Origin of the sequence: Leisingera sp. ANG-DT (assembly GCF_000813785.1) — a bacterium.
Lineage (GTDB): Bacteria > Pseudomonadota > Alphaproteobacteria > Rhodobacterales > Rhodobacteraceae > Leisingera.
In genome coordinates, this window is sequence record NZ_JWLE01000009.1 from 16309 (window position 1) to 39423 (window position 23115).

Annotated in this window: 18 protein-coding genes; 11 read left to right on the forward strand and 7 right to left on the reverse strand. The window is 64.8% G+C overall.

Annotation, left to right across the window (positions count from 1 at the left end; genetic code table 11):
* Positions 1-41: 41 nt before the first annotated feature.
* Both RA21_RS10340 and RA21_RS10345 read left to right on the forward strand, forming a co-directional pair.
* The gene (locus tag RA21_RS10340) at positions 42-1937 is read left to right on the forward strand and encodes a methyl-accepting chemotaxis protein (RefSeq protein WP_039148528.1); all 1896 of its coding nucleotides are present in this window, start codon (positions 42-44) and stop codon (positions 1935-1937) included.
* A 235-nt stretch (positions 1938-2172) separates the two neighbouring features.
* Positions 2173-4077 carry a methyl-accepting chemotaxis protein gene (locus tag RA21_RS10345; RefSeq protein WP_241483498.1) on the forward strand — a complete coding sequence of 635 codons (1905 nt, stop codon included), beginning with the start codon at positions 2173-2175 and terminating at the stop codon, positions 4075-4077.
* Positions 4078-4142: 65 nt separating this feature from the next.
* Here RA21_RS10345 and RA21_RS10350 read toward each other — a convergent pair whose 3' ends face one another.
* From RA21_RS10350 to RA21_RS10360, 3 genes are all read right to left on the reverse strand, one after another.
* Positions 4143-5138 carry a capsular polysaccharide export protein, LipB/KpsS family gene (locus RA21_RS10350; protein ID WP_019298469.1) on the reverse strand — a complete coding sequence of 332 codons (996 nt, stop codon included), beginning with the start codon at positions 5136-5138 and terminating at the stop codon, positions 4143-4145.
* A 156-nt stretch (positions 5139-5294) separates the two neighbouring features.
* Positions 5295-7508 carry an NADP-dependent isocitrate dehydrogenase gene (locus RA21_RS10355; protein ID WP_039148531.1) on the reverse strand — a complete coding sequence of 738 codons (2214 nt, stop codon included), beginning with the start codon at positions 7506-7508 and terminating at the stop codon, positions 5295-5297.
* A 364-nt stretch (positions 7509-7872) separates the two neighbouring features.
* Positions 7873-8370 carry an SH3 domain-containing protein gene (locus tag RA21_RS10360; RefSeq protein ID WP_039148532.1) on the reverse strand — a complete coding sequence of 166 codons (498 nt, stop codon included), beginning with the start codon at positions 8368-8370 and terminating at the stop codon, positions 7873-7875.
* Between the two features lie 218 nt (positions 8371-8588).
* Here RA21_RS10360 and RA21_RS10365 point away from each other — a divergent pair, with 218 nt between their 5' ends.
* The 4 genes from RA21_RS10365 (at position 8589) to RA21_RS10380 (ending at position 14033) form a co-directional block, all read left to right on the forward strand.
* A complete protein-coding gene (locus RA21_RS10365; RefSeq protein WP_039148534.1) occupies positions 8589-9575 on the forward strand; it encodes a 2-hydroxyacid dehydrogenase in 987 nt (328 codons plus the stop codon).
* A 39-nt stretch (positions 9576-9614) separates the two neighbouring features.
* Positions 9615-11396 (forward strand): gamma-glutamyltransferase, encoded by a 1782-nt coding sequence (gene ggt / locus RA21_RS10370; RefSeq protein WP_039148536.1) that lies wholly within the window; start codon positions 9615-9617, stop codon positions 11394-11396.
* 115 nt (positions 11397-11511) lie between these two features.
* The gene (locus tag RA21_RS10375) at positions 11512-12915 is read left to right on the forward strand and encodes an FAD-binding oxidoreductase (protein ID WP_039148539.1); all 1404 of its coding nucleotides are present in this window, start codon (positions 11512-11514) and stop codon (positions 12913-12915) included.
* A 104-nt stretch (positions 12916-13019) separates the two neighbouring features.
* Entirely contained in the window at positions 13020-14033 is a 1014-nt protein-coding gene (locus RA21_RS10380; protein ID WP_039148678.1) for a VOC family protein, read from the forward strand.
* Between the two features lie 46 nt (positions 14034-14079).
* Here the strand turns inward: RA21_RS10380 and aqpZ are convergent, their stop codons facing one another.
* Complete coding sequence (aqpZ, locus tag RA21_RS10385; protein ID WP_019298476.1) at positions 14080-14763, reverse strand: aquaporin Z; 684 nt, start codon at positions 14761-14763, stop codon at positions 14080-14082.
* A gap of 507 nt (positions 14764-15270) precedes the next feature.
* On the opposite strand from aqpZ, the gene RA21_RS10390 reads away from it, so the two are divergent.
* The 3 genes from RA21_RS10390 to RA21_RS10400 all read left to right on the forward strand — a co-directional run bounded on the left by RA21_RS10390 (position 15271) and on the right by RA21_RS10400 (position 19693).
* A complete protein-coding gene (locus RA21_RS10390; RefSeq protein WP_039148542.1) occupies positions 15271-16539 on the forward strand; it encodes a hypothetical protein in 1269 nt (422 codons plus the stop codon).
* 139 nt (positions 16540-16678) lie between these two features.
* Positions 16679-16966, forward strand: coding sequence for a hypothetical protein (locus RA21_RS10395; RefSeq protein WP_039148545.1), 288 nt, complete (start codon positions 16679-16681; stop codon positions 16964-16966).
* A gap of 219 nt (positions 16967-17185) precedes the next feature.
* Positions 17186-19693 (forward strand): GcvT family protein, encoded by a 2508-nt coding sequence (locus RA21_RS10400; RefSeq protein WP_039148681.1) that lies wholly within the window; start codon positions 17186-17188, stop codon positions 19691-19693.
* Between the two features lie 69 nt (positions 19694-19762).
* Here the strand turns inward: RA21_RS10400 and RA21_RS10405 are convergent, their stop codons facing one another.
* Together RA21_RS10405 and RA21_RS10410 are read right to left on the reverse strand one after the other, a co-directional pair.
* The gene (locus tag RA21_RS10405; protein WP_029205074.1) at positions 19763-20332 is read right to left on the reverse strand and encodes a carboxymuconolactone decarboxylase family protein; all 570 of its coding nucleotides are present in this window, start codon (positions 20330-20332) and stop codon (positions 19763-19765) included.
* 58 nt (positions 20333-20390) lie between these two features.
* The gene (locus RA21_RS10410) at positions 20391-21302 is read right to left on the reverse strand and encodes a LysR family transcriptional regulator (RefSeq protein WP_039148549.1); all 912 of its coding nucleotides are present in this window, start codon (positions 21300-21302) and stop codon (positions 20391-20393) included.
* A gap of 91 nt (positions 21303-21393) precedes the next feature.
* On the opposite strand from RA21_RS10410, the gene RA21_RS10415 reads away from it, so the two are divergent.
* Positions 21394-21615, forward strand: coding sequence for a hypothetical protein (locus RA21_RS10415; RefSeq protein WP_039148552.1), 222 nt, complete (start codon positions 21394-21396; stop codon positions 21613-21615).
* Between the two features lie 117 nt (positions 21616-21732).
* Positions 21733-22335 (forward strand): class I SAM-dependent DNA methyltransferase, encoded by a 603-nt coding sequence (locus tag RA21_RS10420; RefSeq protein WP_039148555.1) that lies wholly within the window; start codon positions 21733-21735, stop codon positions 22333-22335.
* Positions 22336-22491: 156 nt separating this feature from the next.
* On the opposite strand, the gene RA21_RS10425 is transcribed toward RA21_RS10420, so the two are convergent.
* Positions 22492-23115 carry an FMN-dependent NADH-azoreductase gene (locus RA21_RS10425; protein WP_039148557.1) on the reverse strand — a complete coding sequence of 208 codons (624 nt, stop codon included), beginning with the start codon at positions 23113-23115 and terminating at the stop codon, positions 22492-22494.

Genomic DNA, 23115 nt, shown 5'->3' on the forward strand with positions numbered 1-23115 from the left:
GGGAGGAGAGCTTAGGCCTGTAACTAAGGGACCAAATCACTATGCCTGCATTTCTCTACCGTCTGCCTGTCCGGATCTACGCTCTGGCTGCCCTGGCGATTCTGCTGTTTGCGATGCTGACCGTCTTCCTGCTGGTCCGCTCGAATAACGACGAATACGCCAGCCGCGAACGCGAGCTGCATCAGATCACCGACTTGGCCTTCAGCCAGCTGGACGCGCTGCAAAGCCAGGTCGAAGACGGCCAGCTGGATGAGGCCGCGGCCCGCGAGATGGGGCGCACGGCGCTGGAGACCTTCAGGTTCGGCACCGCCGGCGATTTTCACGCCTTTGATTTCGATCTGGTGATCACCGCAAATGCCTTCCTGCCGGAGTGGGTGGGCACGCGCCAGCCTGGCCTGACCGATGAAAATGGGGTCAAGATCTATCAGGAGATGCTCAAGATCGCCAAGGCGGACGGCCAGGGCTCGCTGATCTATCATTTCGCCAACGCAAGCACCGGCGTGATCGAGGCCAAGATGGGTTATATCCGGGTCTATGAGCCCTGGGGCTGGATCATCGGCACCGGTGCCTATGTGTCGGATATCGAGGCCAAGGTGCAGGAAAACATCATCACAACCGTGACAGGTCTGCTTGTGACCCTGGCGGTTCTGATGGCGGGCGCGACCCTGATCACCCGCAGCGTCACCGGGCCGGTCAGCGCCTTGCGCGGGCGGATGCAGTCGATGGCGGAGGGCGACACCGCCAGCGCCATTCCGGCCACCGCCAACAAAAGCGAAATCGGCGAGATGGCCCGCACCCTGGATGTCTTCCGCCAGGCGCTGATCCGGCAGCAGGAGCTGGAGGATGCCGAACATGCGCTGAACGAGAAGCGCAGCAAGGTTGTGGCGGCGCTCAGCAGCAAGCTGTCGGCGCTGTCGCAGGGCGACCTGACGGCGCAGATCACCGAGACCTTCCCGCAGGATTACGAACAGCTGCGCCAAGACTTCAACACCACCGCGCGGAACCTCAGCTCCACCGTGGAGCAGGTGATTGCCGCCGCCGCCAGCATCCGCAACGGCGCCACCGAGATCAGCCAGGCCTCCGACGACCTGTCGCACCGCACCGAGAGCCAGGCGGCCACCCTGGAGCAGACCGCCGCGGCGCTGGATGAGCTGACCGCAAGCGTGAAATCCGCCGCCGAGGGCGCCCGCAGCGTCGAGGCGACGATGGACGAGGCCAAGGAAGAGGCCCGCACCAGCGGCGAAGTGGTGCAGAGCGCGGTCTCGGCAATGACCGAGATCGAGGAAAGCTCCAACAAAATCAGCCAGATCATCAGCGTGATCGACGACATCGCCTTCCAGACCAATCTTCTGGCACTGAACGCGGGCGTTGAGGCGGCGCGGGCCGGCGAGGCGGGCCGCGGCTTTGCGGTGGTCGCCAGCGAAGTGCGGGCGCTGGCGCAGCGCTCGTCGGACGCGGCGATGGAGATCAAGACGCTGATCTCCGACAGTTCCGGCCAGGTCGCGCGCGGGGTGGATCTGGTCGGCAAGGCCGGCGATGCGCTGCAAAGCATCGTCAGCCAGGTCACCCATATTTCGCAGCTGGTCTCCGGTATCGCCGAGGGCGCGGCGGAGCAGTCTACCGGTCTGAATGAGATCAACACCGGTGTGACCCAGCTGGATCAGGTGACCCAGCAGAACGCGGCGATGGTCGAGGAGGCGACTGCAGCGGGCCACATGCTGAAGACCGATGCCGGCAAGCTGGCCGACCTGGTGGCCCACTTCAAGATCGCGGGCGGCAGCCAGCTGGCCGCCCCGGCCAAGGCCCCCAGCGCCCCGGCAGCAGCGCCGGCGCCGACCGCCCATGGCGGCGATGACTGGGACATGCAGCCCGCGCCCCAACCCGCCGCGGCGGCCGCCAGCGGCAACGCCGCCCGCGACTTGTGGCAGGATTTCTGATCCGAAACAGCGTCTTGCAGACAAAGATGCCCGGGGAGCGATCCCCGGGCGTTTTCATTTTACGCGGGTTGGGATCGCCGCTGGCTGGCGGGTTTTAGGCAGTTCAATCAAAATACGGCGAAAACCTCCCGAAATACGGCGTGAAAGCGCGGATGGGGCGTTTCCGGGTAGGGGTTTGTTAGAAACTGAAGCCTAAACAGGCAGGCAATAGACCTGCAATGAAGGCTCTGAATACATGTCCAGAATACCCGCTTTTCTCTACCGTCTGCCTGTCCGTATCTACGCGCTTTCGGCGCTTGCGCTGTCGCTGATGGCGTTGCTGACCTTCCTGCTGCTCTCGCAGTCCGTCAAAAACGCCTATGAGATGCGCCATACCGAGCTGCACAATGTCACCGACACGGCCGTCAGCCTGCTGCGCGACCTGGAGGAAGGCGTCAAATCCGGACGTTTCACCGCGGAGGAGGCCCGCGATATCGGCCGCGAGCGGCTGACCGCGCTGCGCTTTGGCGATTCTGGTTATGTCTTTGTCTTTGACCACGAGCTGGTGGTTCAGGCGCACCCCATCGTGCCGGATTGGGTAGGCACCAATCAGGGCGCCTATGAGGATGTGACTGGCATCAAGGTGTTTCAGGAGCTGGAGAAGATCGCCGCCTCCAAAGGCGCAGGCGAGCTGACCTATTACTTCAAGAAACCCGATTCGGAGGTGATGGAAGCCAAGATCGGCTATGTGCAGGCCTATAAGCCCTGGGGCTGGATCATCGGCACTGGCGCCTATGTCTCGGATATCGAGGCCGATGTTGCGATGATGCGCAATGAGGCGCTGATCGTGCTGGGCATCAGCCTGGTGGCGCTGATGGTTGCCGCCTATTTCATCACCCGCAGCGTGACCGGCCCGCTGAACGGTTTGAAAAACCGGATGCAGACAATGGCGGATGGCGACACCAGCAGCGAAATCCCTTCGGCAAATGCGCGCAGCGAACTGGGGGAGATCGCCCAAAGCGTCGATGTCTTCCGCCAGGCGCTGATCCGCCAGCAGGAGCTGGAGGATGCCGAGCACGCGCTGAACGAGAAGCGCAGCAAGGTTGTGGCGGCGCTCAGCAGCAAGCTGTCGGCGCTGTCGCAGGGCGACCTGACGGCGCAGATCACCGAGACCTTCCCGCAGGATTACGAACAGCTGCGCCAGGACTTCAACACCACCGCGCGGAACCTCAGCTCCACGGTCGAGCAGGTGATTGCCGCCGCCGCCAGCATCCGCAACGGTGCCACCGAGATCAGCCAGGCCTCCGACGACCTGTCGCACCGCACCGAAAGCCAGGCGGCGACGCTGGAGCAGACCGCCGCGGCACTGGATGAGCTGACCGCCAGCGTCAAATCCGCCGCCGACGGCGCCCGCAGTGTCGAGGCGACCATGGACGAGGCCAAGGAAGAGGCCCGCACCAGCGGCGAAGTGGTGCAGAGCGCGGTCTCGGCGATGACCGAGATCGAGGAAAGCTCCAACAAGATCAGCCAGATCATCAGCGTGATCGACGACATCGCCTTCCAGACCAACCTTCTGGCACTGAACGCGGGCGTTGAGGCCGCGCGGGCCGGCGAGGCGGGCCGCGGCTTTGCGGTGGTGGCGTCCGAGGTGCGGGCGCTGGCGCAGCGCTCGTCGGACGCGGCGATGGAGATCAAGACGCTGATCTCCGACAGCTCCGGCCAGGTCGCCCGCGGGGTGGATCTGGTGGGCAAGGCGGGCGATGCGCTGCAAAGCATCGTCAGCCAGGTCACCCATATCTCGCAGCTGGTCTCCGGCATTGCCGAGGGCGCGGCGGAGCAGTCGACCGGCCTCAACGAGATCAACACCGGTGTGACCCAGCTGGATCAGGTGACCCAGCAGAACGCGGCGATGGTCGAGGAGGCGACTGCAGCGGGCCACATGCTGAAGACCGATGCTGGCAAGCTGGCCGATCTGGTGGCCCACTTCAAGATCGCGGGCGGCAGCCAGCTGGCCGCCCCGGCCAAGGCCTCCAGCACCCCGGCAGCAGCGCCGGCGCCGACCGCCCATGGCAGCGATGATTGGGACATGCAGCCCGCGCCCCAACCCGCCGCGGCGGCCGCCAGCGGCAACGCCGCCCGCGACCTGTGGCAGGATTTCTGATCCGCCTGCCTGATCCCGCTGGGTCCTGAAAAGCATAGCGCCCGGGCTGCAAACCCGGGCGCTGTTCATTTCGTCGGGGCGGGCGCCAGCAGCCGGTTCCAGGCGCGGTCCGCAAAGTCCGGTTTTTGCGGCTCCAGCATGTGCAGCCCCAGAAACCAGTAGAAATAGCGTTCAAACGGGAAGGCGGCAAAGGCCTCCCCAGCCCGGCTCAGGTTCTCCTGCAGCTCCGCCCCAGTGCGGCAGACCAGTGTGCCGTGATGATAGTCGGACGCCGCGCAGGTCAGCACCGGCTTGCGGTGCATCAGCGCCTCGAACCCGACGGCGGAGTTCTGCGATACAACCGCAGCTGAGGCAGCGATCAGGTCATGCACGCTGGCACGGCTCAGCTCTGCATTGGCAATCCCGGCGCAGAGCTCTTCCAGCCCGCGCAGCGCGGCAGCATCCTGCAGCGGATGCGGCTTGACGTAAACCCTGCCGGGCACCGCCGCGCAGGCCGCTGTGATCATCTCCGCTGTGGTCAGGTAATGCACCGGCTCGCGGTATTTCTCGATGTCCTGCACGAAAATGGCGGCGTCTGCAGGCGCCAGCCCGCCGGGCGTGCGCGCGCTTTGCGCCCGTTTGGAGACGTTGCGCCGCAGCGCATGGCCGCGCACGCCGTTGAAGAAATGCTCTGCTGCGGCGCCATCCACCGCTTGCGGGTCGAACAGCTGCCCGGAGAGGCTGGAGTTCCAGTAATAGCCCTGCGGGTCCAGATACCAGAAGCCGCGCAGATAGCTGGGCTGGGCGTGAAAGATGCGCGGCCCCTGCGTGCGTTTCGGGCCGATGACGATTTGCAGATGATCTGACCCCAGAAGCCCGAAGGACAGGACATCCTCGGCGTGGATCAGCAGTGGCTTGCAGCCCCGCGCATGGGCGCTGGCGCCGATCTTCTCGAAAAACTCGCAGCCGCCCTCCAGGATGTGCCGGAACCAGGCCTCCTCCGCATGCACGATCAGCGGCTGCTTGCGGCTGTCCAGCTGGCGCAAGTGATTGAGCTTCTTGAAGCTGCCCCGTTTCTGCATGGGATGCTGTTTCTCTGCCTGCCTGTGCTGCGGTGTCGGGCCGCAGGCTCAATTTCTGGGCAGTACAGACCGTCCGGTCAAGCCGGACGGCGGCGGCAGCGCAAAGAAAATGCCCGGGGAAAGCCCCGGGCATCCGTGTTTTCAGATCCGCTGGGATCAGCCGATGATGGCGTTCAGCGTGGCGCTGGGGCGCATCACCTTGGCCTTCAGCTCCACGCTGGGGCGGAAGTAGCCGCCGATATCGGCGGGTGCGCCCTGGGCCGCAGCCAGTTCGCTGATGATCTGCTCTTCCTTGGCGCCCAGTTCCTCGGCGATGGGGGCGAAATGCGCCGCCAGGGCTGCATCCTCGGTTTGCGCCGCCAGTGCCTCGGCCCAGTAGCGGGCGAACCAGTAGTGGCTGTCGCGGTTGTCCGGCTGGCCGGCCTTGCGCGAGGGAGAGCGGTTGTGGTCGAGGATGCCTTGGGTCGCGTCCTCAGCCGCACGGCCCAGCACGCCGGCCTTGGTGTTGCCTTTGACATCGGCCAGGAAGTTCAGCGACTCGCCGAGGGCGCAGAACTCGCCCATCGAATCCCAGCGCAGGTGGTTTTCCTCGACCAGCTGCTGCACGTGCTTGGGGGCAGAGCCGCCGGCGCCGGTTTCAAACAGCCCGCCGCCCTGCATCAGCTTGACGATCGACAGCATCTTGGCAGAGGTGCCCAGTTCCAGGATCGGGAACAGGTCGGTCAGGTAATCGCGCAGCACGTTGCCGGTGATGGCGATGCTGTCCTTGCCTGCGGTGATGGTTTCCAGCGACTGGCGGGTCGCTTCGCGCGGCGCCATGATCTGGAACTTGTCCGCAACGCCGGCCGCCTCAAGCGCGGGCTTCACGTATTTGATCAGCTCTGCGTCATGGGCGCGGTTTGCGTCCAGCCAGAAGATCGCCTCGGAGCCGGTCAGGCGCTGGCGGTCCATTGCCAGCAGGATCCAGTTCTCGATCGGGGCTTTCTTGACGGTGCAGGAGCGCCAGATGTCGCCGGTCTCGACGTCATGGCTGTGCAGCGTCTCGCCGCCCGCCAGCACGATGCGGATGGTGCCGTCGGCGGGCGCCTCAAACGTGGTCGGGTGGGAGCCGTATTCCTCAGCCTTCTGCGCCATCAGGCCGACGTTGGCGACCGCACCTGCGGTGGTCACGTCCAGCGCGCCGTTGGCTTTGAAGAAATTGATGGTCTCGTCATAGACGGTGGAATAGCAGCGGTCGGGGATCACGCAGTTGGTGTCGCCCTTGTTGCCGTCCTGGTCCCAGCCCTTGCCGCCGGCGCGGATCACCGCAGGCATCGAGGCGTCGATGATCACATCCGACGGCACATGCAGGTTGGTGATGCCCTTGTCGCTGTCCACCATGTACATGTCCGGGCGCTCGGCACGCACCGCTTCGATGGCGGCGGTGATTTCGGCGTTGCCTTTGACGCGCTCCAGGAGGTCGCCCATGCCGGAGTTCGGGTTCACCCCCAGCGCGTCCAGCTCGGCGCCGTATTTCTCGAACACCGGTGCCAGCCAGGCCTTGACCGCGTGACCGAAGATGATCGGGTCGGAGACCTTCATCATGGTGGCCTTCATGTGCAGCGAGAACATGGTGCCGTCCGCCTTGGTGTCGGCAATCGCTTCGCCGAGGAAGGAGGCCAGCGCCTTCACCGACATGAAGGTGGCGTCCGCCACGGTGCCTTCTTCCAGCGGCCAGCCGTCTTTCAGCACGGTGACGGCGCCGTCTTTGGCCACGAACTCGATCCGCGCGGCACCGGCCTGGGCGGCGGTGATGGTCGCGGATTTCTCGTTGGCATAGAAGTCGTTGCCGGGCATCGAGGAGACTTTTGTCTTGCTGTCTGCTGACCATGCCCCCATCGAATGGGGGTTCTTCTGGGCGAAGTTCTTCACCGCCTTGGCAGCGCGGCGGTCGGAGTTGCCTTCGCGCAGGACCGGGTTCACCGCGGAGCCCTTGATCGCGTCGTAACGCGCGCGCACGTCTTTCTCGGCGTCACTCTTGGGCTCTTCCGGGTAGTCCGGGAGGTTATAGCCCTGGGCCTGCAGTTCCTTGATGGCGGCGGTCAGCTGCGGCACCGAGGCGGAGATGTTCGGCAGCTTGATCACATTGGCGTCCGGGGTTTTCACCAGCTGGCCCAGATCGGCCAGGTCGTCGCTCTGGCGCTGTGCCTCGGTCAGGTTCTCCGGGAAGGCGGCGATGATGCGCCCGGCCAGCGAAATGTCCTTGGTGCCGACGGTGACACCGGCGGCGGCGGCGAACTTGCGAATGATCGGCAGGAAGGATGCCGAGGCCAGTTCGGGCGCTTCGTCTACAATGGTATACAATATGTCCGGGGTTTGATTTTCTGCCATGTTCCACAACCTTTCAGCGATCTCGGAGGCTTATAGGGCATCAGCGCGGACAGGCCGCGCCGGTTTCGGGTAGTCCGGTGCTGCCGCAGCGGCGCCCGTGTTTCGGGCGGGACCGGCCTGGGCAGCCATGTGTGTGGCCCCCATGTAGAACACGATTGCTGCGGGTGCAATGGTTTGGCGCATCTGCGCCCCCGCGCGGATTGCCGCAACGCTGAAATGGCGGTCGGTGAGGGGCGCTGCCCGGCAGGTTTGATTGGAAGAGGGGCGCTGCCCCGCAGGCCTGATTTAAAGAGGGGCGCTGCCCCTCTTGGGCCGCCGGCCCAATTCACCCCGGAGTATTTTGGGAAAGATGAAAGAGCCGGGGTTACTCACGCAGCTCGTCCGGGGCGACGCCCCAGAGCTTTTTCTTCGGCGCCCAGCCGCTGTAGCCGCCGGCCGAGATCTCGCACCAGTCATTGGCGCATACGCCCAGCCGCGCCACCACGCCCAGTTCAAAGGCGGCAGTCACCGGCGCGCGGGTATCAGGGCGGGCGTGCACGGTCAGCATGTCCTCCTCGACCAGCACAGTGCGCACGCCGGACAGGAGCGCGTAATGCACCCAGCCGCCGGCGCCATCGCGGTCCTGCACCCGGCGCCAGTGGCCGTATTCCGCGGTGATCTCCAGCGGCATGCCGCGGCGTTTGAACACCCAGTCGATCTTATGGGTCAGCGACGGGCCGCGGCGCACATTGCCGGTGGCGGCCTTCATCGAGACATAGCGGGGCAGGGGCAGGTTGGTGACCGGGCCGCGGGATTCGGCCGCACAAACGGTGGCCGTCAGCAATGTAACTGCTGCTGCCGCTGCCAGATGGCGGAGTGCCATTGCCGCGTTTCTCACTGCCTGCTCGCCTCTTCGTTGCCCAGCCGGGTTATGCCCAGCCTCTTGTTCCGGTCTTCCGCCCGTCTGGTTATGCCCCTGCTGCGTCCGGGAAATTTCCGGCCGAGAGGCAAGGGAATGCTGTTGGGTTCTTGTGCCTCTGCGCATCCTGCGCCACGATGCCATGGAGGCGTGCGGATTGAAAAGCCCAAGGGAGAGCACAAGTGCCAAGAGACCGATTGAGTGTTGTCGTTACGCGACGGTTGCCGGAACCTGTGGAAACCCGGCTGAGCGAGCTGTTCGATGTGCGCCTGCGCGAGGATGACACGCCGATGACCCGCAGCGAGCTGGCCGCGGCGCTGAAGGACGCCGATGTGCTGGTGCCGACGGTCACCGATACCATTGATGCGGGCCTGCTGGGGCAGGCCGGCGAGCGGCTGAAGCTGATCGCCAATTACGGTGCCGGCGTGGATCACATCGACGTTGCCACCGCCCGCCAGCGCGGCATCCTGGTGTCGAACACCCCCGGTGTTTTGACCGATGACACCGCTGACATGACCATGGCGCTGATCATGGCGGTGGTGCGCCGGATGCCAGAGGGGCTGGCGGTTATGCAGAAGGGCGACTGGCAGGGCTGGGCACCCACTGCGTTCCTGGGCGGGCGCATCGCAGGGCGCCGTCTGGGTATCCTTGGCATGGGCCGGATCGGCCAGGCGGTCGCCAAGCGCGCCGCCGCCTTCGGGATGCAGATCCATTACCATAACCGCCGCCGCCTGCGCCCGGAGGTCGAAGAGAAGCTGGAGGCCACCTATTGGGAGAGCCTCGACCAGATGGTGGCGCGGATGGATGTGATTTCCGTCAACTGCCCCTCGACGCCTTCCACCTTCCACCTGATGAACGCGCGGCGGCTGAAGCTGATGAAACCTTCGGCGGTGATCGTGAACACGTCGCGCGGCGAGGTGATCGACGAGCACGCGCTGACAAGGATGCTGCGCTCGGATGAGATCGCGGGCGCGGGGCTGGATGTTTATGAGCACGGTACCGACATCAACCCCCGCCTGCGCGAGCTGCCCAATGTGGTGCTGCTGCCCCATATGGGATCGGCCACCATCGAGGGCCGCATCGAGATGGGCGAGAAAGTGCTTTTGAACATCAAGACGTTTGAAGACGGCCACCGGCCGCCGGATCAGGTTGTGCCGTCCATGCTGTAACCGCGGCTGCAGGGCTGGAATTATCAAGGAGGACTTTTCATGAAGTATCTGATTCTGGCCGCTGCCGCATTTGCTGCTGGCCCTGCCGCCGCGCAGGAGGCCGCAGATGCGGTTGCCCCCGAAGCGGCAACCGCAGGCACCTTTGAGGCGATTTCCCCCGAGGTGGCCGCCGCGCTGGAGGCCAAGGCCGAAGGCCAGCCGGTTGAGGCCGAGAACTGGATGGTCGCGGCTGCCAACCCGCACGCGGTGGAGGCCGGTGCTGCCGTGCTGCGCGCGGGCGGCACTGCGGCGGATGCGATGGTGGCGGTGCAAACCGTGCTGGGTCTGGTGGAGCCGCAATCCTCCGGCCTGGGCGGCGGCGCGTTTCTGGTCTGGTATGACGCCGCCACGGGCGAGCTGACCACGCTGGACGGGCGCGAGACTGCGCCGCTGGCGGCGGCGCCGACCCTGTTTCAGGATGAAAACGGCGAGCCGCTGAAGTTCTTTGATGCGGTGGTCGGGGGCCGGTCTGTCGGCACGCCTGGCACGCCCGCGCTGCTGGAAGCGGCGCACCGCCGCTGGGGCCGTGCCAACTGGCCATCGCTGTTTGAGCCGGCCATCCGGCTGGCGGAGGATGGCTTTGCCGTCTCGCCGCGTTTGGCTGCGCTGGTGGCAGGGGACGCCGAACGGCTCGCACGTGCCCCGGCCGCTGCCGCCTATTTCCTGCCTGAGGGTGAACCCATTGCCGAGGGCGCAACCCTGCTGAACCCGGACTATGCCGCCACCCTGCGGGCGCTGGCAGAGGGCGGAGCGGGGGCGTTCTACGCAGGCCCCATCGCGGCAGAGATCGTGCGCGCAGTGACCACGGCTGAGGGCAACCCCGGCGTGCTGTCCGCTACCGATCTGGCGCTGTATCAGGTCAAGGAGCGCCCGGCGGTCTGTGCAGCCTACCGCGATTTCGAAGCCTGCGGCATGGGGCCGCCGTCCTCTGGTGCGCTGACCGTGGGGCAGATCCTGGGGATGCTAGGCAACTACGATCTGGCGGAACTGGGGGCGGAAAGCGCCGAGGCCTGGCGGCTGATCGGCGATGCCTCGCGCCTCGCCTTTGCCGACCGGGGCCGCTACATGGCGGACAGCGACTATGTGCCGGTGCCCACCCATGGGCTGGTGGCGGCGGACTATCTGGCGGGCCGGGCAGAGCTCTTGCAGGGCGATGATGCACTGCCCGAAGTGGCGCCGGGGTCGCCGGAGTTCGACCATGCGCTGATGCTGGCGGATGATGAGTCGATCGAGCTGCCCTCGACCTCCCATATCTCGATTGTGGACCAGTACGGCAACGTGCTGTCGATGACCACGACGATTGAAAATGCCTTTGGCTCGCGGCTGATGGCGGCCGGGTTCCTGTTGAACAATGAGCTGACGGATTTCTCCTTCCGGACCCATGCGGACGGGGTGCCCATCGCCAACCGGCTGGAGCCGGGCAAGCGGCCGCGTTCCTCGATGGCGCCGACGATTGTGCTGAAGGATGGCAAGCCGGTACTGGCCATCGGATCCCCCGGCGGCAGCCGCATCATCGGCTATGTGGCCAAGTCGATCATCGCCTGGGCGGATTGGGGGATGGATATCCAGGCCGCGCTGGCACTGCCGCATCTGGTCAACCGTTTTGGCACTTATGATGTGGAGGCGGGCACCAGCGCAGAGGAGCTGTCAGAGGCGCTGACAGACATGGGCTATGAGGTCAATGCCCGCGACCTGACCTCCGGCCTGCATGCGATTGAAATCGGCGATGGGCTGAAGGGTGCGGCAGACCCGCGGCGGGAAGGGATCGCACTGGGCGGCTAGGCCGGGCAGAGTGGCGGCTACGGGGTTCTGGGTATTGCTGAACTCTGGTAGCGGCGCGTAGGTTAACAGGTGAATTGTTCCGGGGCATCGCGCCCTGCTGCCAGGGGAGGCCGCCATGGTCCAAGCCACATCACTGCCGCGCAACGAGGCCGGGATCGCCGCCGCCATTGATGCGCTGAGCCAGCAGTTCGGCGACCGGCTGCAGACCGGTCAGGCGATCTGCGAGCAGCACGGCCACACCACCACCTGGATCACCAACCAGGCGCCGGATGCGGTGGTGTTCCCCACGACCACCCGCGAGGTTGCGGAGATCGTCGCGGTTTGCGCCGAATACGGCGTGCCGGTCATTCCCTTCGGCACCGGCACCTCGCTGGAAGGGCATGTGAACGCGCCCGCCGGCGGCATCTGCGTGGACATGATGCGGATGGACCAGATCATCGCGGTTCATGCCGAGGATCTGGACGTGGTGGTGCAGCCCGGCGTCACCCGAGAGCAGCTGAACACCTACCTGCGCGATCAGGGCCTGTTCTTCCCGATTGATCCTGGCGCCAATGCCTCGCTCGGCGGCATGGCGGCGACGCGCGCCTCGGGTACCAACGCGGTGCGGTACGGCACCATGAAGGACAACGTGCTGGGGCTGGAGGCGGTGATGGCCGACGGCGCCGTGATCCGCACTGCGCAACGGGCCAAGAAATCCTCGGCCGGCTATGATCTCACCCGTCTGCTGGTCGGCAGCGAGGGCACGCTGGGCCTGATCACTGAACTTACCCTGAAACTGCAGGGCATCCCGGAGGCGATCCGCTCTGCCCGCTGCTCCTTCCGCACCGTGGATGAGGCCTGCCGCGCGGTGATGATGACCATTCAGTACGGCATCCCGGTCGCCCGCATCGAACTGCTGGACGAGATGAGCGTGCGCGCCGCCAATGCCTATTCCGGCCTCGACCTGCCGGAAACGCCGCTCTTGCTGCTGGAGTTTCACGGCTCGGATGCCGGCGTGGTGGAGCAATCCGACATGTTCGCCTCCATCGCCGAAGAATTCGGTGGCTTCGACATCTCCGCCACCTCGACGCCGGAGGAGCGCAGCAAGCTCTGGCAGGCGCGCCACGACATGTACTGGGCCAGCCTGCAGCTGCGCCCCGGCGCCAAGGGTCTGTCCACCGACGTTTGCGTGCCGATCTCGCGGCTGGCGGAATGCGTCAGCGCGGCGCGGGAAAAGGCCGAAAGCATGGGGCTGCTGGCGCCAATGGTCGGCCATGTGGGCGATGGCAACTTCCACGCGCTCCTGCTCATTGACATGGACAGCGACGTGGAACGGCAGAAGGCGGACGAGTACATCGGCTGGCTCAATGAGATGGCGATAGACATGGACGGCACCTGCACCGGCGAGCACGGCATCGGCCAGGGCAAGCGCCCCTACCTGCAGCAGGAACTGGGCGAGGCCACCCGGTATATGGCGGCGATCAAGGCGGCGCTGGACCCGGAGAACATCCTGAACCCCGGGAAGATCGTGGAGATGTAGGCCCCCGGCCCGGCGCGGCTGCAAAACAGCAAGATTTGTGCGTTCCGCTTTCCCGTCCCAATGCCTAGATCATGGTCAGGCAGAACACGAGGGAGCAGGCCGCAATGACCATCGGGCATTTCATCTGGACCGATCTTTCCACCTTCGACATGGCGCTGGCGCGCAAGACCTATGCGGACCTGTTCGGCTGGTCGTTCGACGGCGATGACAGCTACGACTTTGCCCAGGACAAGACACAGGCCGCCGCCGCAGTGTTCCCGATGCCGGAGTTCCTGGTGAAGATAAACATGCCGTCCTTCTGGATGTCCTATGTGCATGTCGAGGATCTGGACGCCAGGGTCGAAGCCGCCCGCCGCCACGAGGGCGCAATCATCGAGATCGAGCCGCAGCCGTTTGACGAACACAGCCGCATCGCGCTGGTGCGCGATCCTTCCGGTGCCGGCTTCACCATGGTGGAGGGCAGCAGCCTTACGCCGCCGGAAGGGCCGCCGCAGCCCGGCCATGCGGTCCGCCGCTACCACCACCTGCCGGATATCGCGCTGATTGCGGATTTCTACAAGGACCTGTTCGGCTGGACCTTCCACAAGACGGCGGAAGCGCCCTGGCCGGTCTACGATATCCGTCACCCGGACGGCAGCCTGGTGGCCGTCGCCGAGGAGGTGCCGGAGGAAATCCGCGGCAAGTTCCGGTACTGGATGCCTTGTTTCGCTGTCGGCTCGCTGGAACAGGCGGCGGAGAAACTGTCCGCGCTGGGCGGCGAGGTCACGGTGGACCTGCAGGACGGGCGCCTGATGGCGGCCGACCCGCAGGGGGCGGCTTTCATGATCCGGGCGCTGGAGCCGGAAGACAGCAGTGGAAACCGGGCCGCGCCGGGAGCCAGACTGCCGTGGAAGGCCGGGCTGGGCCTCTTGTGCATCTGGCTGGCGGTGGTGCTGGATGTCCCTTTGTTCTGGGGCGTGCTGTTCCTGCTCTGGAGCTGGCCCGCGCTGCGCACGGGACGGGCCGATTTCATCGAACCCGTCCGCCGCAGCACCCATCCGCTGCTGTTCTGGGGGCTGACCGGCACCTGGATCGGGCTAAGCCTCTGGGCGATTGCCGGGGCGCTGGGGGCGTTGTAGCCTTGGCCTGAACCGGACCGGAATGCGCCTAGCCGGTGCCGGTGCTTCATTCAGACTGATCAAGCAGGCCGGACTTGAACAGCACCCCTGCTGCAACCGCGCCCAGAACCGGAGCGACGATAAACAGCCAAAGCTGCGACAAGGCCGTTGAACCGGCAAACAGCGCGGGCCCGATGGAACGGGCAGGGTTCACCGAAACGCCGGTGACGTTGATGCCCACGAGGTGGATTGCAACCAGCGCCAGGCCAATCGCAAGCCCGGCCAGCGCGGCCGGCGCCCGGCTGCCCGTGGCCCCTAGGATGACAACCATGAACAGGAAGGTCGCCACGGCCTCGAACAAGAAGGCGGCCAGGATATTGTACTCTCCCAGATAGCCTGCGCCCCAGCCGTTCTGACCCAGCCCGTTGACGGCAACATCGTAGTCCGCCTTGCCGCTGGCAATGATCAGCAGCACCAATGCCGCGGCGATTGCGCCTGCGATCTGTGCCAGAATGTATTTCACCGCCTCCGGCAGCGGCATCCGGCCTGCCGCCACCATGCCAAGGGAAACCGCAGGGTTGATATGACAGCCTGACACCGGCCCGATCCCATAGGCCATGCCGGTCAGGGCCAGCCCGAAGGCAAGACTGATACCTGTCAGCCCGATGTCGGCCCCCGCGATCACCGCGGAACCGCACCCGAACAGGACAAGCGTGAAAGTACCCAGAAATTCTGCAACTTGTTTCTTCATTGGTAATCCCCTTCTGAGGCTGCCATCCGCTTGCAGTGTAGCAGGGCGGGGCGGCGGCACAGGGGGAAATATCCGGTCTGGATGTCAGGGGCAGGGGAGCTCTGCCCGCCTGCCAGCCGTTGCGTCGGCAGCGTACGCTGGCCTCACGCGATCTTAAGCTGCCAATGTCACATTCTCCCCTGATCGCGGTCACCGCCGGGCCTGACACCCCCGGCATCCAGGAACAGGGCCCATTGGCACGGGCACGCACAGACGACGTTTCGCGTGCGGGAGCAACCCTCCCGTCCCGCCTCCGCCCCTTGGCGGCGCCGCCACTCCTTACCGCTGGCAGACACAGACGATACAGCACAGCGGAACAGGCCAGACAGAAACAGCAGAACGGAACCCGGTCCGGCAGGTTCAATCTATGCGGGCGTGGCGCGCGTTCTTTTCGCGTTTGCGCCGCAATCCCGCCCCAAATGCCCATTAGCCGGATGGAAAGATTTCGGGCATTTCCATGAGGACATTATGAGCATCAAGCATCTGGCAGGCTTCGCAGCTGTGTGCGGGCTGGTATTTCTGGGCGTTGACTATGAACAGCAGACCCGCCGGGCAGGGCTGGACTTCGGCAGTCTGAGCCTTTCCGGCTATGCCGGCACCATCGAAAGCCGCTACCTGGGCCATAAGGCAGAGCAGCGCCTGGCGGATCTGGAGCAGGAGCGCCGAGACCGCTGGCGGCAGGGCGGCAAGGCGTATCTGCCCGAAGCGCCCGCCGGCATGGAGCGTTTCAGCCTGCTGGAGCGGCCAGAGGTGCTGGCGGCAGGGGGTGGCGGCGCGGAGGCGGAGAGCGATCCGCTGGCGGAACTGGATCAGGCGCTGGATAGCGTCCGCCTGCAGAAACGGGCAGCCAAGATGGACCCGCACAGCTGGGGCTACGCCAAGGACGGTGAAGTGGTCGTGCTCAGCGTCCATCTGCGCGGCCTGCAGAACCCGAACACCCTGGGGGGGATGGTTGTGTCCTCGATGCGCGGCATGGGGCTGCCTGAGGAACCTTATGCCGTCATCGGCGGTGTCGCCTTTGGCCGCGATCAGGGCATCTACAAGCGCAGCAGCGGCAAGATGCGCAAATTCGAAGGGGTTTTGGGCTTCGGCGAACGCGCCACCATCGTGGTCCATGCGGATGCGCCGGACAGCACCATCAGGGAGGTTCTGGCGGCCATTGACTATGACGGGCTGAACGGCCTGCTGGAACAGCCGGTTCCCACCGTGGGCAATGACGTGACCGTGCCCGCCGCCGCTGAGCAGGAACTGGCAAGGGATATCACCCGGCTGCGCAGTGAGTTGCAGAGCATCGAAGCCAAGGCCGCGCAGCTGAAGATCGAAAACATTGATCCCGGCAAGCTGCTGGCCGGCGCGGTGACCGGCACCACAGCCTTTATTGATGTGACCAGCGGCGATGTGCCGGACCCCGGTGCGGTGCTGGAAACGGCCTACCGCGAACGGCTGACCCGGCTGATGGCAGAGGCCGGTGCGGTTAGGGACGGCGTAGCAATCGAAGCGGAAGACCCCGCCGCGCTGGAGGCTGGCGGGAACAGCAGCGGCGCCACCTCCGGCAAACTGGCAGGGCTGGCGGGTTCGCTGCTTGGTGTCTTCACGGGCGGCTCCAGTCAGGAAGGCAGCCCGGCACCGCAGGACAGCAGCGGCGTGTCGCCGGTCAAGGTCAGCAAGGGGCTGGCGGGTGACGGCGGCGAAGGCAGCGGCTGCATCCGGCGCGGCACCACGCGGACCTGCGACTGATCCCAGCGGGGCAAGCGGCACGGCAGGGTCCGCGCAATTGCATGGGCTTTTCCCCGAATTGCCGGAATGCTGCCGCAATTCTGCGCCAGGTTTGAATCTGAGGTAAACAGCAAGGCACATGCGGACCCGGAGGACGGAAATGGGACTGAAGAAAGCAATGGGCATCCTGGTGTTCAGCACCCAGGCGGTGATTGGTGCCGACTATTACTTCCAGACCCGTGACGCAGGCCTTGGCTGGGGCGATCTGAGCGCCACCGACTACGGCACCATCGTGCAGGAGCGCTTTGCCCGCGCCCGCACCGCCAAGGAGCACGCCGCCCGCAGCGGGGGAGATGCCGGCAGCTGGGACAGGCTGGCCGCACTGGGCAGCAGCACGTCAGGCGACCAGCCGGTCTGCATCCGCCGCAGCAATGAGGCCGAATGCTGACGCCCGGCAGAACAGCGTAAGACACAGACTTCAGGGGGCCGCGGCCCCCTTTTGCTTGCGCAGAAAAACGCCATTTCCGGCACTGCCGCCCGCAGAATCCGGTATGCTGTGGCGCGCAAGGTCGGTTTTGAGTGTTTTTGCGTCGGCCTGATTTTGCGCGGATTTCAATGCGCGGGCATAACCGTCGCCAAGAATCTCATTAAGCTGGAGAGCGGGAGAATGAAAACCCAAGTCAAAGCACTTGTTGTTGGCGGCGGCGCCGTCGGCACCTCGATTGCCTATCACCTGGCCAAAGCCGGCTGGGAAGACGTCATGCTGATCGAGCGTGACGAGCTGACCTCCGGCTCGACCTGGCACGCGGCAGGCCTGCTGCCGCTGTTCAACATGTCCTATGCGACCACCCACATCCACAAGTACTCGGTCGATTTCTACAAGACCCTGGAAGAAGAAACCGGCCTGAACGCAGGTTTCGCCGTGGTGGGCAACCTGCGCATGGCGCAGACACAGGAGCGCATGGACGAATACATGCTCTATGCCTCCACTGCGGAAACCTGCGACGTGGACTATGAGTGGCTGACCCCGGATCAGATCAAGGAGCGCTGGCCGCTGATCGAGACCGGCGACCTGAAAGGCGCGATCTACCACACCGAGGACGGCTACATTAACCCGGCAGACGTGACCCAGGCGATGGCCAAGGGTGCCCGTCAGCGCGGCGTCGATATCGTCCGCAAGATGCAGGCCGATGCCTTCCATTGGAACGGCACCCACTGGGAAGTCACCTGCACCAAGATGGTCGAAAAGGGCGGCAACCTGGTTCCTTCCGACGAGCAGGTGGTAATCACCGCCGAGCACGTCGTGACCGCATCCGGCAACCACGCGCAGCGCACCGCGAAAATGCTGGGCATCAAGATGCCGGCAATCCCGGTGGAGCACACCTTCATCGTCATGGACAAGGACCCCGAGCTGGTCAAATGGCGTGAAGCCGGCAACCCCGAGCACCCCGTTGTGCGCGACGCCGACAATGAATCCTATGCCCGCGAAGAGCGCGGCGGCTGGATCCTGGGCATCTACGAGCGCGGCGCGCCCGCCCAGTTCGAGCACGGCGTGCCGGACAGCTTCCGCGCTGACCTGTTCCCGCTGGATCTGGACCGGATCGCCGAGCAGTACATGGCAATGGCAGAGCGCGTTCCGTCCTGTGCCGAGAGCGGCCTGAAAGACGACTTCAACGGCCCGATCTGCTACACCCCCGACGGCAACCCGCTGGTCGGCCCGGCACCGGGCCTGCGCAACATGTGGCTGGCGGAAGGCTTCTCCTTCGGCATCACTGCCGCTGGCGGCACCGGCTACTACCTGGCCCAGATGATGGTGGACGGCGAGGCCGAGATCGACATGGCGTCGCTCGACCCGAAACGCTACTCCTCCAACTGGATGACCACCGAGTTCGCGGCCCGCAAGAACGAAGAGTGCTATGAGCACGTCTACATCCTGCACCACCCGGACGAAGAGCGCGAAGCCTGCCGTCCGCTGCGCACCGCACCGGCCTACGACCGCCAGAAGGCCCGCGGCGCACAGTTCGGCTGGGTCAACGGCTGGGAACGCCCGAACTACTTCGGCCCCGTCGATGCGCCTGAAACCTTTGACCACGATGCCCGCTCCTTCCGCCGCGGCGGCTGGTGGCAGCATGCCGTGGACGAGGCGAAAGCCGTGCGTGAAGGCGTTGGCCTGATCGACGCGACCGCCTTCACCAAACATGTCGTCAAAGGCCCCGGTGCCACCCAGTTCCTGGATTGGTTCACCTGCAACAAGCTGCCGAAGGTCGGCCGCATCAACCTGACCTACGCGCTGACCGCGTTCGGCACCACCCGGACCGAATACACCATCGTCCGCAACGGCGAGAACAACTACTACCTCGTCTCTGCCGGTGCCTGGTCCGAATATGACGCCGATTTCCTGCGCAAGGCGGCCGAGGACAAGATGGAGGAGTTCGGCTACATCGAGATCCAGGACGTGACCACCCAGTGGGGCGTCTTCGCCATCGCAGGTCCGAAGTCGCGCGATGTGCTGAAAGAGGTGATCGTCGACGCCGATCCGGAAACCGCACTGTCCAACAAGCGCTTCCCCTGGCTGTCGGCCAAGCAGATCGAACTGGGCATGTGCCCGGTCAATGCGATCCGCGTGGCCTACACCGGTGAACTGGGCTGGGAACTGCATCACCCGATCGAGATGCAGAACTACCTCTTTGACCTCTTGGAAAAAGCGGGCGAGAAGCACGGCATGAAGCTGGTGGGTGCGCGCGCCCAGAACTGGCTGCGCCAGGAGAAATCCTACCGCGCCTTCGGCAACGAACTGGGCCGCGACGCGACCCCGCTGGAAGCCGACTTGCCGCGCTTTGTCGATCTGGAGAAGGACTTCCACGGCAAGGACAAACTGGTCGAGACCGGCGTCCGCGTGAAGTGCTGCACCCTGCTGATCGACGGCCCCGCCGATGCCGATCCCTGGGGCCGCGAGGCGCTCTATGCCGAAGACGGCACCCGTGTGGGCCGCCTGACCTCCGGCGGCTACTCGGTGGCCTTCGAGAAATCCATCGGCATGGGCTACGTGAAGCCCGACTACGCGGTGGAAGGCACCAAGCTGCAGGTCAAGATCCAGGACAAGCTGTGGGATGCGGTTGTCACCTGCGACAGCCCCTACGATCCGAAGAACGAGACCATCCGTCAGAACGGCTAAGCCCAGACGGAAGAAATGAAGAAGCCCCGGTCATTGGCCGGGGCTTTTTGTTGGGTGAGGGCGTGACGGTTACATGTCCAGGCCATTCTCCCGGCCGAAATCCGTGTAGCTGGTGTCGCTGCGGCATTCGTCCAGCATCGCTTCATCTACGGCCTTGGGGTCCATGTGGTACTCATTGATGCCGGTTCCCTCCACAAAGCGGTTTGCCAGGCTGAAGACCCCGCAGACCTGAATGGCATCAAACAGCGCGCTTTCGCTCCAGCCCGCCGCGTAAACCTCATTGGCATCCCCTTCGGTCATGCGGGACGGTGTCAGGGTGAGCTTGCGGACATAGGCAAGCACAGGCTTGAGCTTCGCCTCAACCGGTGCCGTCTCCAGATCCTGCATCAGGGCGTCAATGGTTTCAGGTGCCACCCCATAGGCCCTGGCAAAGATCGTATGCGCACCATGGCAGAACGCACAGGCGTTGAGACCGGAGACAAATGCCCCGATCAATTCCCGCTCCGCAACGGAGAGATCGCTTTGCCCCCGCATCACCCGGTTTGTGTATTCCGCCAGCGGCGCAAGCTTCTCCGGGAAGGCGCGGTAGACGCTGCCAAGTGTGGCGTCTTCGGGCAGGGACGGGAACAAGCGCTTCATTTTCATACCTCCGTTGTGGCTTGGCAGGAACCGCCTGCGGGGCGGGCTGTGCAGCTTATCAATCTTTGGTTTCTTCGCCGCTTTCCTTGTAAATCGCCGCATAGCGGGGGGCGAAGTATTTGACGAAAGCGCGAACCTCAGACCGCCTGTAGGCGTCCGGTGAGATGAGCATCAGATGCGGAACGGAAAGTTCCTTGATCTCGTCGAAACACCGGATCAGGGAGGTGTCCGGCTCAACCAGTTTGACATTGGTAATACCCAGCCCTTGACCAGACCGGATGGCCGCATGCATCAGGTCCAGCTCGCTGTAGCTGGCCACGATCTGGTCAGGAGCGACCCGTTCCATCAGCCATTCGTGAAACACGTTTGGAACATCGCCGCGCTGGAAAGTGACAAACTTGTGGCCTTTCAGATCGCCGGGAGTGCCGGGCAGCCCGAACTGAGCTGCATAGTCCGTTCCGCCGAACAGAGACCATTTGGCGTCGCTGATCTTCCGCGCGATCAGGCTGGGGGAGGGTTCGGTGCGGGCCAGCCGCAGCGCAATGTCCGCCTCACCCGCGACCAGGTCCAGGGTTTTGACGGAGGGCAGAAACTCAAAGCCGACGCCTGGGTTTTCGGCGGAGAAGCCGTTCACGATATCAATCATCCGCGGGGAAAAGTTCGCCGAATAGGCGGTGATGCGGATCGGTTTTACCTCCGCCAGCTCTGCCGCCTGGCTGGCAAAGGCCCGGGCCGCGGTTTCAACCTCCTCAGCGCATGTCACCAGGTCCCGCCCGTTCCCGGTAAGCTGGAAGCCGCGGGTGTCCCGCTCAAACAGCACCAGGCCGGTGGCATGTTCCAGCGCATCGATCCGCCGCGCCACTGTGGGCTGCGCCATTCCGAGCTTGCGGGAGGCTGCCAGGGTCGACCCTTCCCTGGCAACCGCCAGAAAGACACGGAGGTCCGACCAGTTCCAGTTTTGGCTCTGCATTTTTGAAGAACAGCACAATTTCACGGCTGATACCAGACACCCCGGCAGGCGGGTAACCTGTTGTCAGAACCCGTTGAATGGAGGACTGACCATGTTTTCGCCCGGCATCCCGCAGATTGGAAACTGGAGTTTTCTGCAGTTTCTGTTCAAGCCATCCGCCCCTGCAGGCAGGCCTGCGCAGCAAGCAGCCCCCGCAGAAGATGCCTTGAATGAACGGGAATTCATCCTTGAAATGATGCAAAGCCACCCGGAGGCCTTTCACAGCGATTTGGACGTTCAATACGTCATGCAACACTATCCGTCCCGATTCTGAACGCAGCCGCCAGGACCGGCGATTTTCTTCCTGTTCCAGGTGCCCTGTCTGTTGACGCTGCCCGCCCGCCGGGTCACGGTCCCGGATCTGAACAACCAAGGTGGAGTACGCAGGCAAATGAGCGACGACTGGAATGACTACGCCGACGGCTGGGACGGCAACAGCGATGTCCGGCTTTATGCGGACCGGGCCTTTGCCGCGCTGGCTGGTTCGGCCGGCATCTCCGGCGGCGGCTGGCAGGACAAGCGGGTGCTGGACTTCGGCTGCGGCACCGGGCTTCTCAGTGAAAAGCTGGCGCCGCATGTGCGGGAAGTGGTGGCTGCTGACACTTCGGAGCGGATGATTGCGGTGCTGCAGGAGAAGGCGCTGCCCAAGGTCAGGGCGCTGTGCACGGATATTCTGGACGGCGGCGCACGGGAAGCAGCGGGCATGCTTGGCGGTTTCGACATGATCTGCGCGTCCTCCGTCTGCAGCTTCCTGCCGGACTACCGCGGCGCCGCGGAGGTGCTGGCGGGGCTTTTGAACCGCGGCGGGATCTTTGTGCAGTGGGACTGGCTGGCCGCGGACGCGGGCGGCTCCGGGCTTACGGAACCGCAGGTGCGGGAGGCGCTGCGCGCCGCGGGTCTTGAGGCTGTGCGTGTTGAACGGGTGTTTGAGATGGAGAGCGGCGGTCAGGCGATGCCGGTGCTGATGGGTTCAGGCACCCGCGCCGCGGAGTAAGCCGCACCCCGCGGTAGCGGGGCAAAGCGGCGCGGAGCACTCCCGCCCGTCCCGCTTCGGATCTGAAATCCGAAGGGTCCGGTTGGGTCAGGCAGGCCGCGCCGCAGGCGCGGCCTGCCTGACCCCCGTGGCGGCGCGCAATGCGCGGCGCAACCCTCAGGAGGCCAGCTTTTCCGCCTCTGCAATGGCGGCCTGGAAACCGGCCTCCGGGTCGGCCGTCAGGAGCGTTGGCTGGAAGCGGAGTTCCGCGATGTCCTCCACTCCGGCCTGGTTCAGCCAGAACTTCAGATAGGCCGACTGGTGATCCACCCCAAAGGCTGGCGACGGCATGTCCGGCCCGTAGGCGCCGCTGGTCAGCGCCAGCACGGCCCTCTTGCCCTCCAGCAGGCCGAAGTATCCTGTTTCAGGATCAAGCCCCCACAGCAGACCGGGCTGATGGATCAGGTCGATGTACTGCTTGAGCTTGTAGGGAATACTGCCGTTCCACATCGGCGCGGCGATCAGGTAGATGTCGGCGGCAGCGAACCGGCTGGCCATAGTGGTGATTTCGTCCCAGGCCGTCCGCTGGCTGCCATCGTGGTCCTGGCCGGTGATGACGTTCATCTTGGCGGCAACCTTGTCACCGTCAAAATCCGGCAGCGGCTCGCTGGACAAGTCCAGCACGTCAATTTCGATCCGGCTGTCCGTTTCCTGCAGTTTGGCAAGATAGGCGCTGGCGAGTGCGCTGGACTTCGACTGGCTGCCGCGGGGCGAAGCCTTGATAAACAGCAGTTTGGTCAT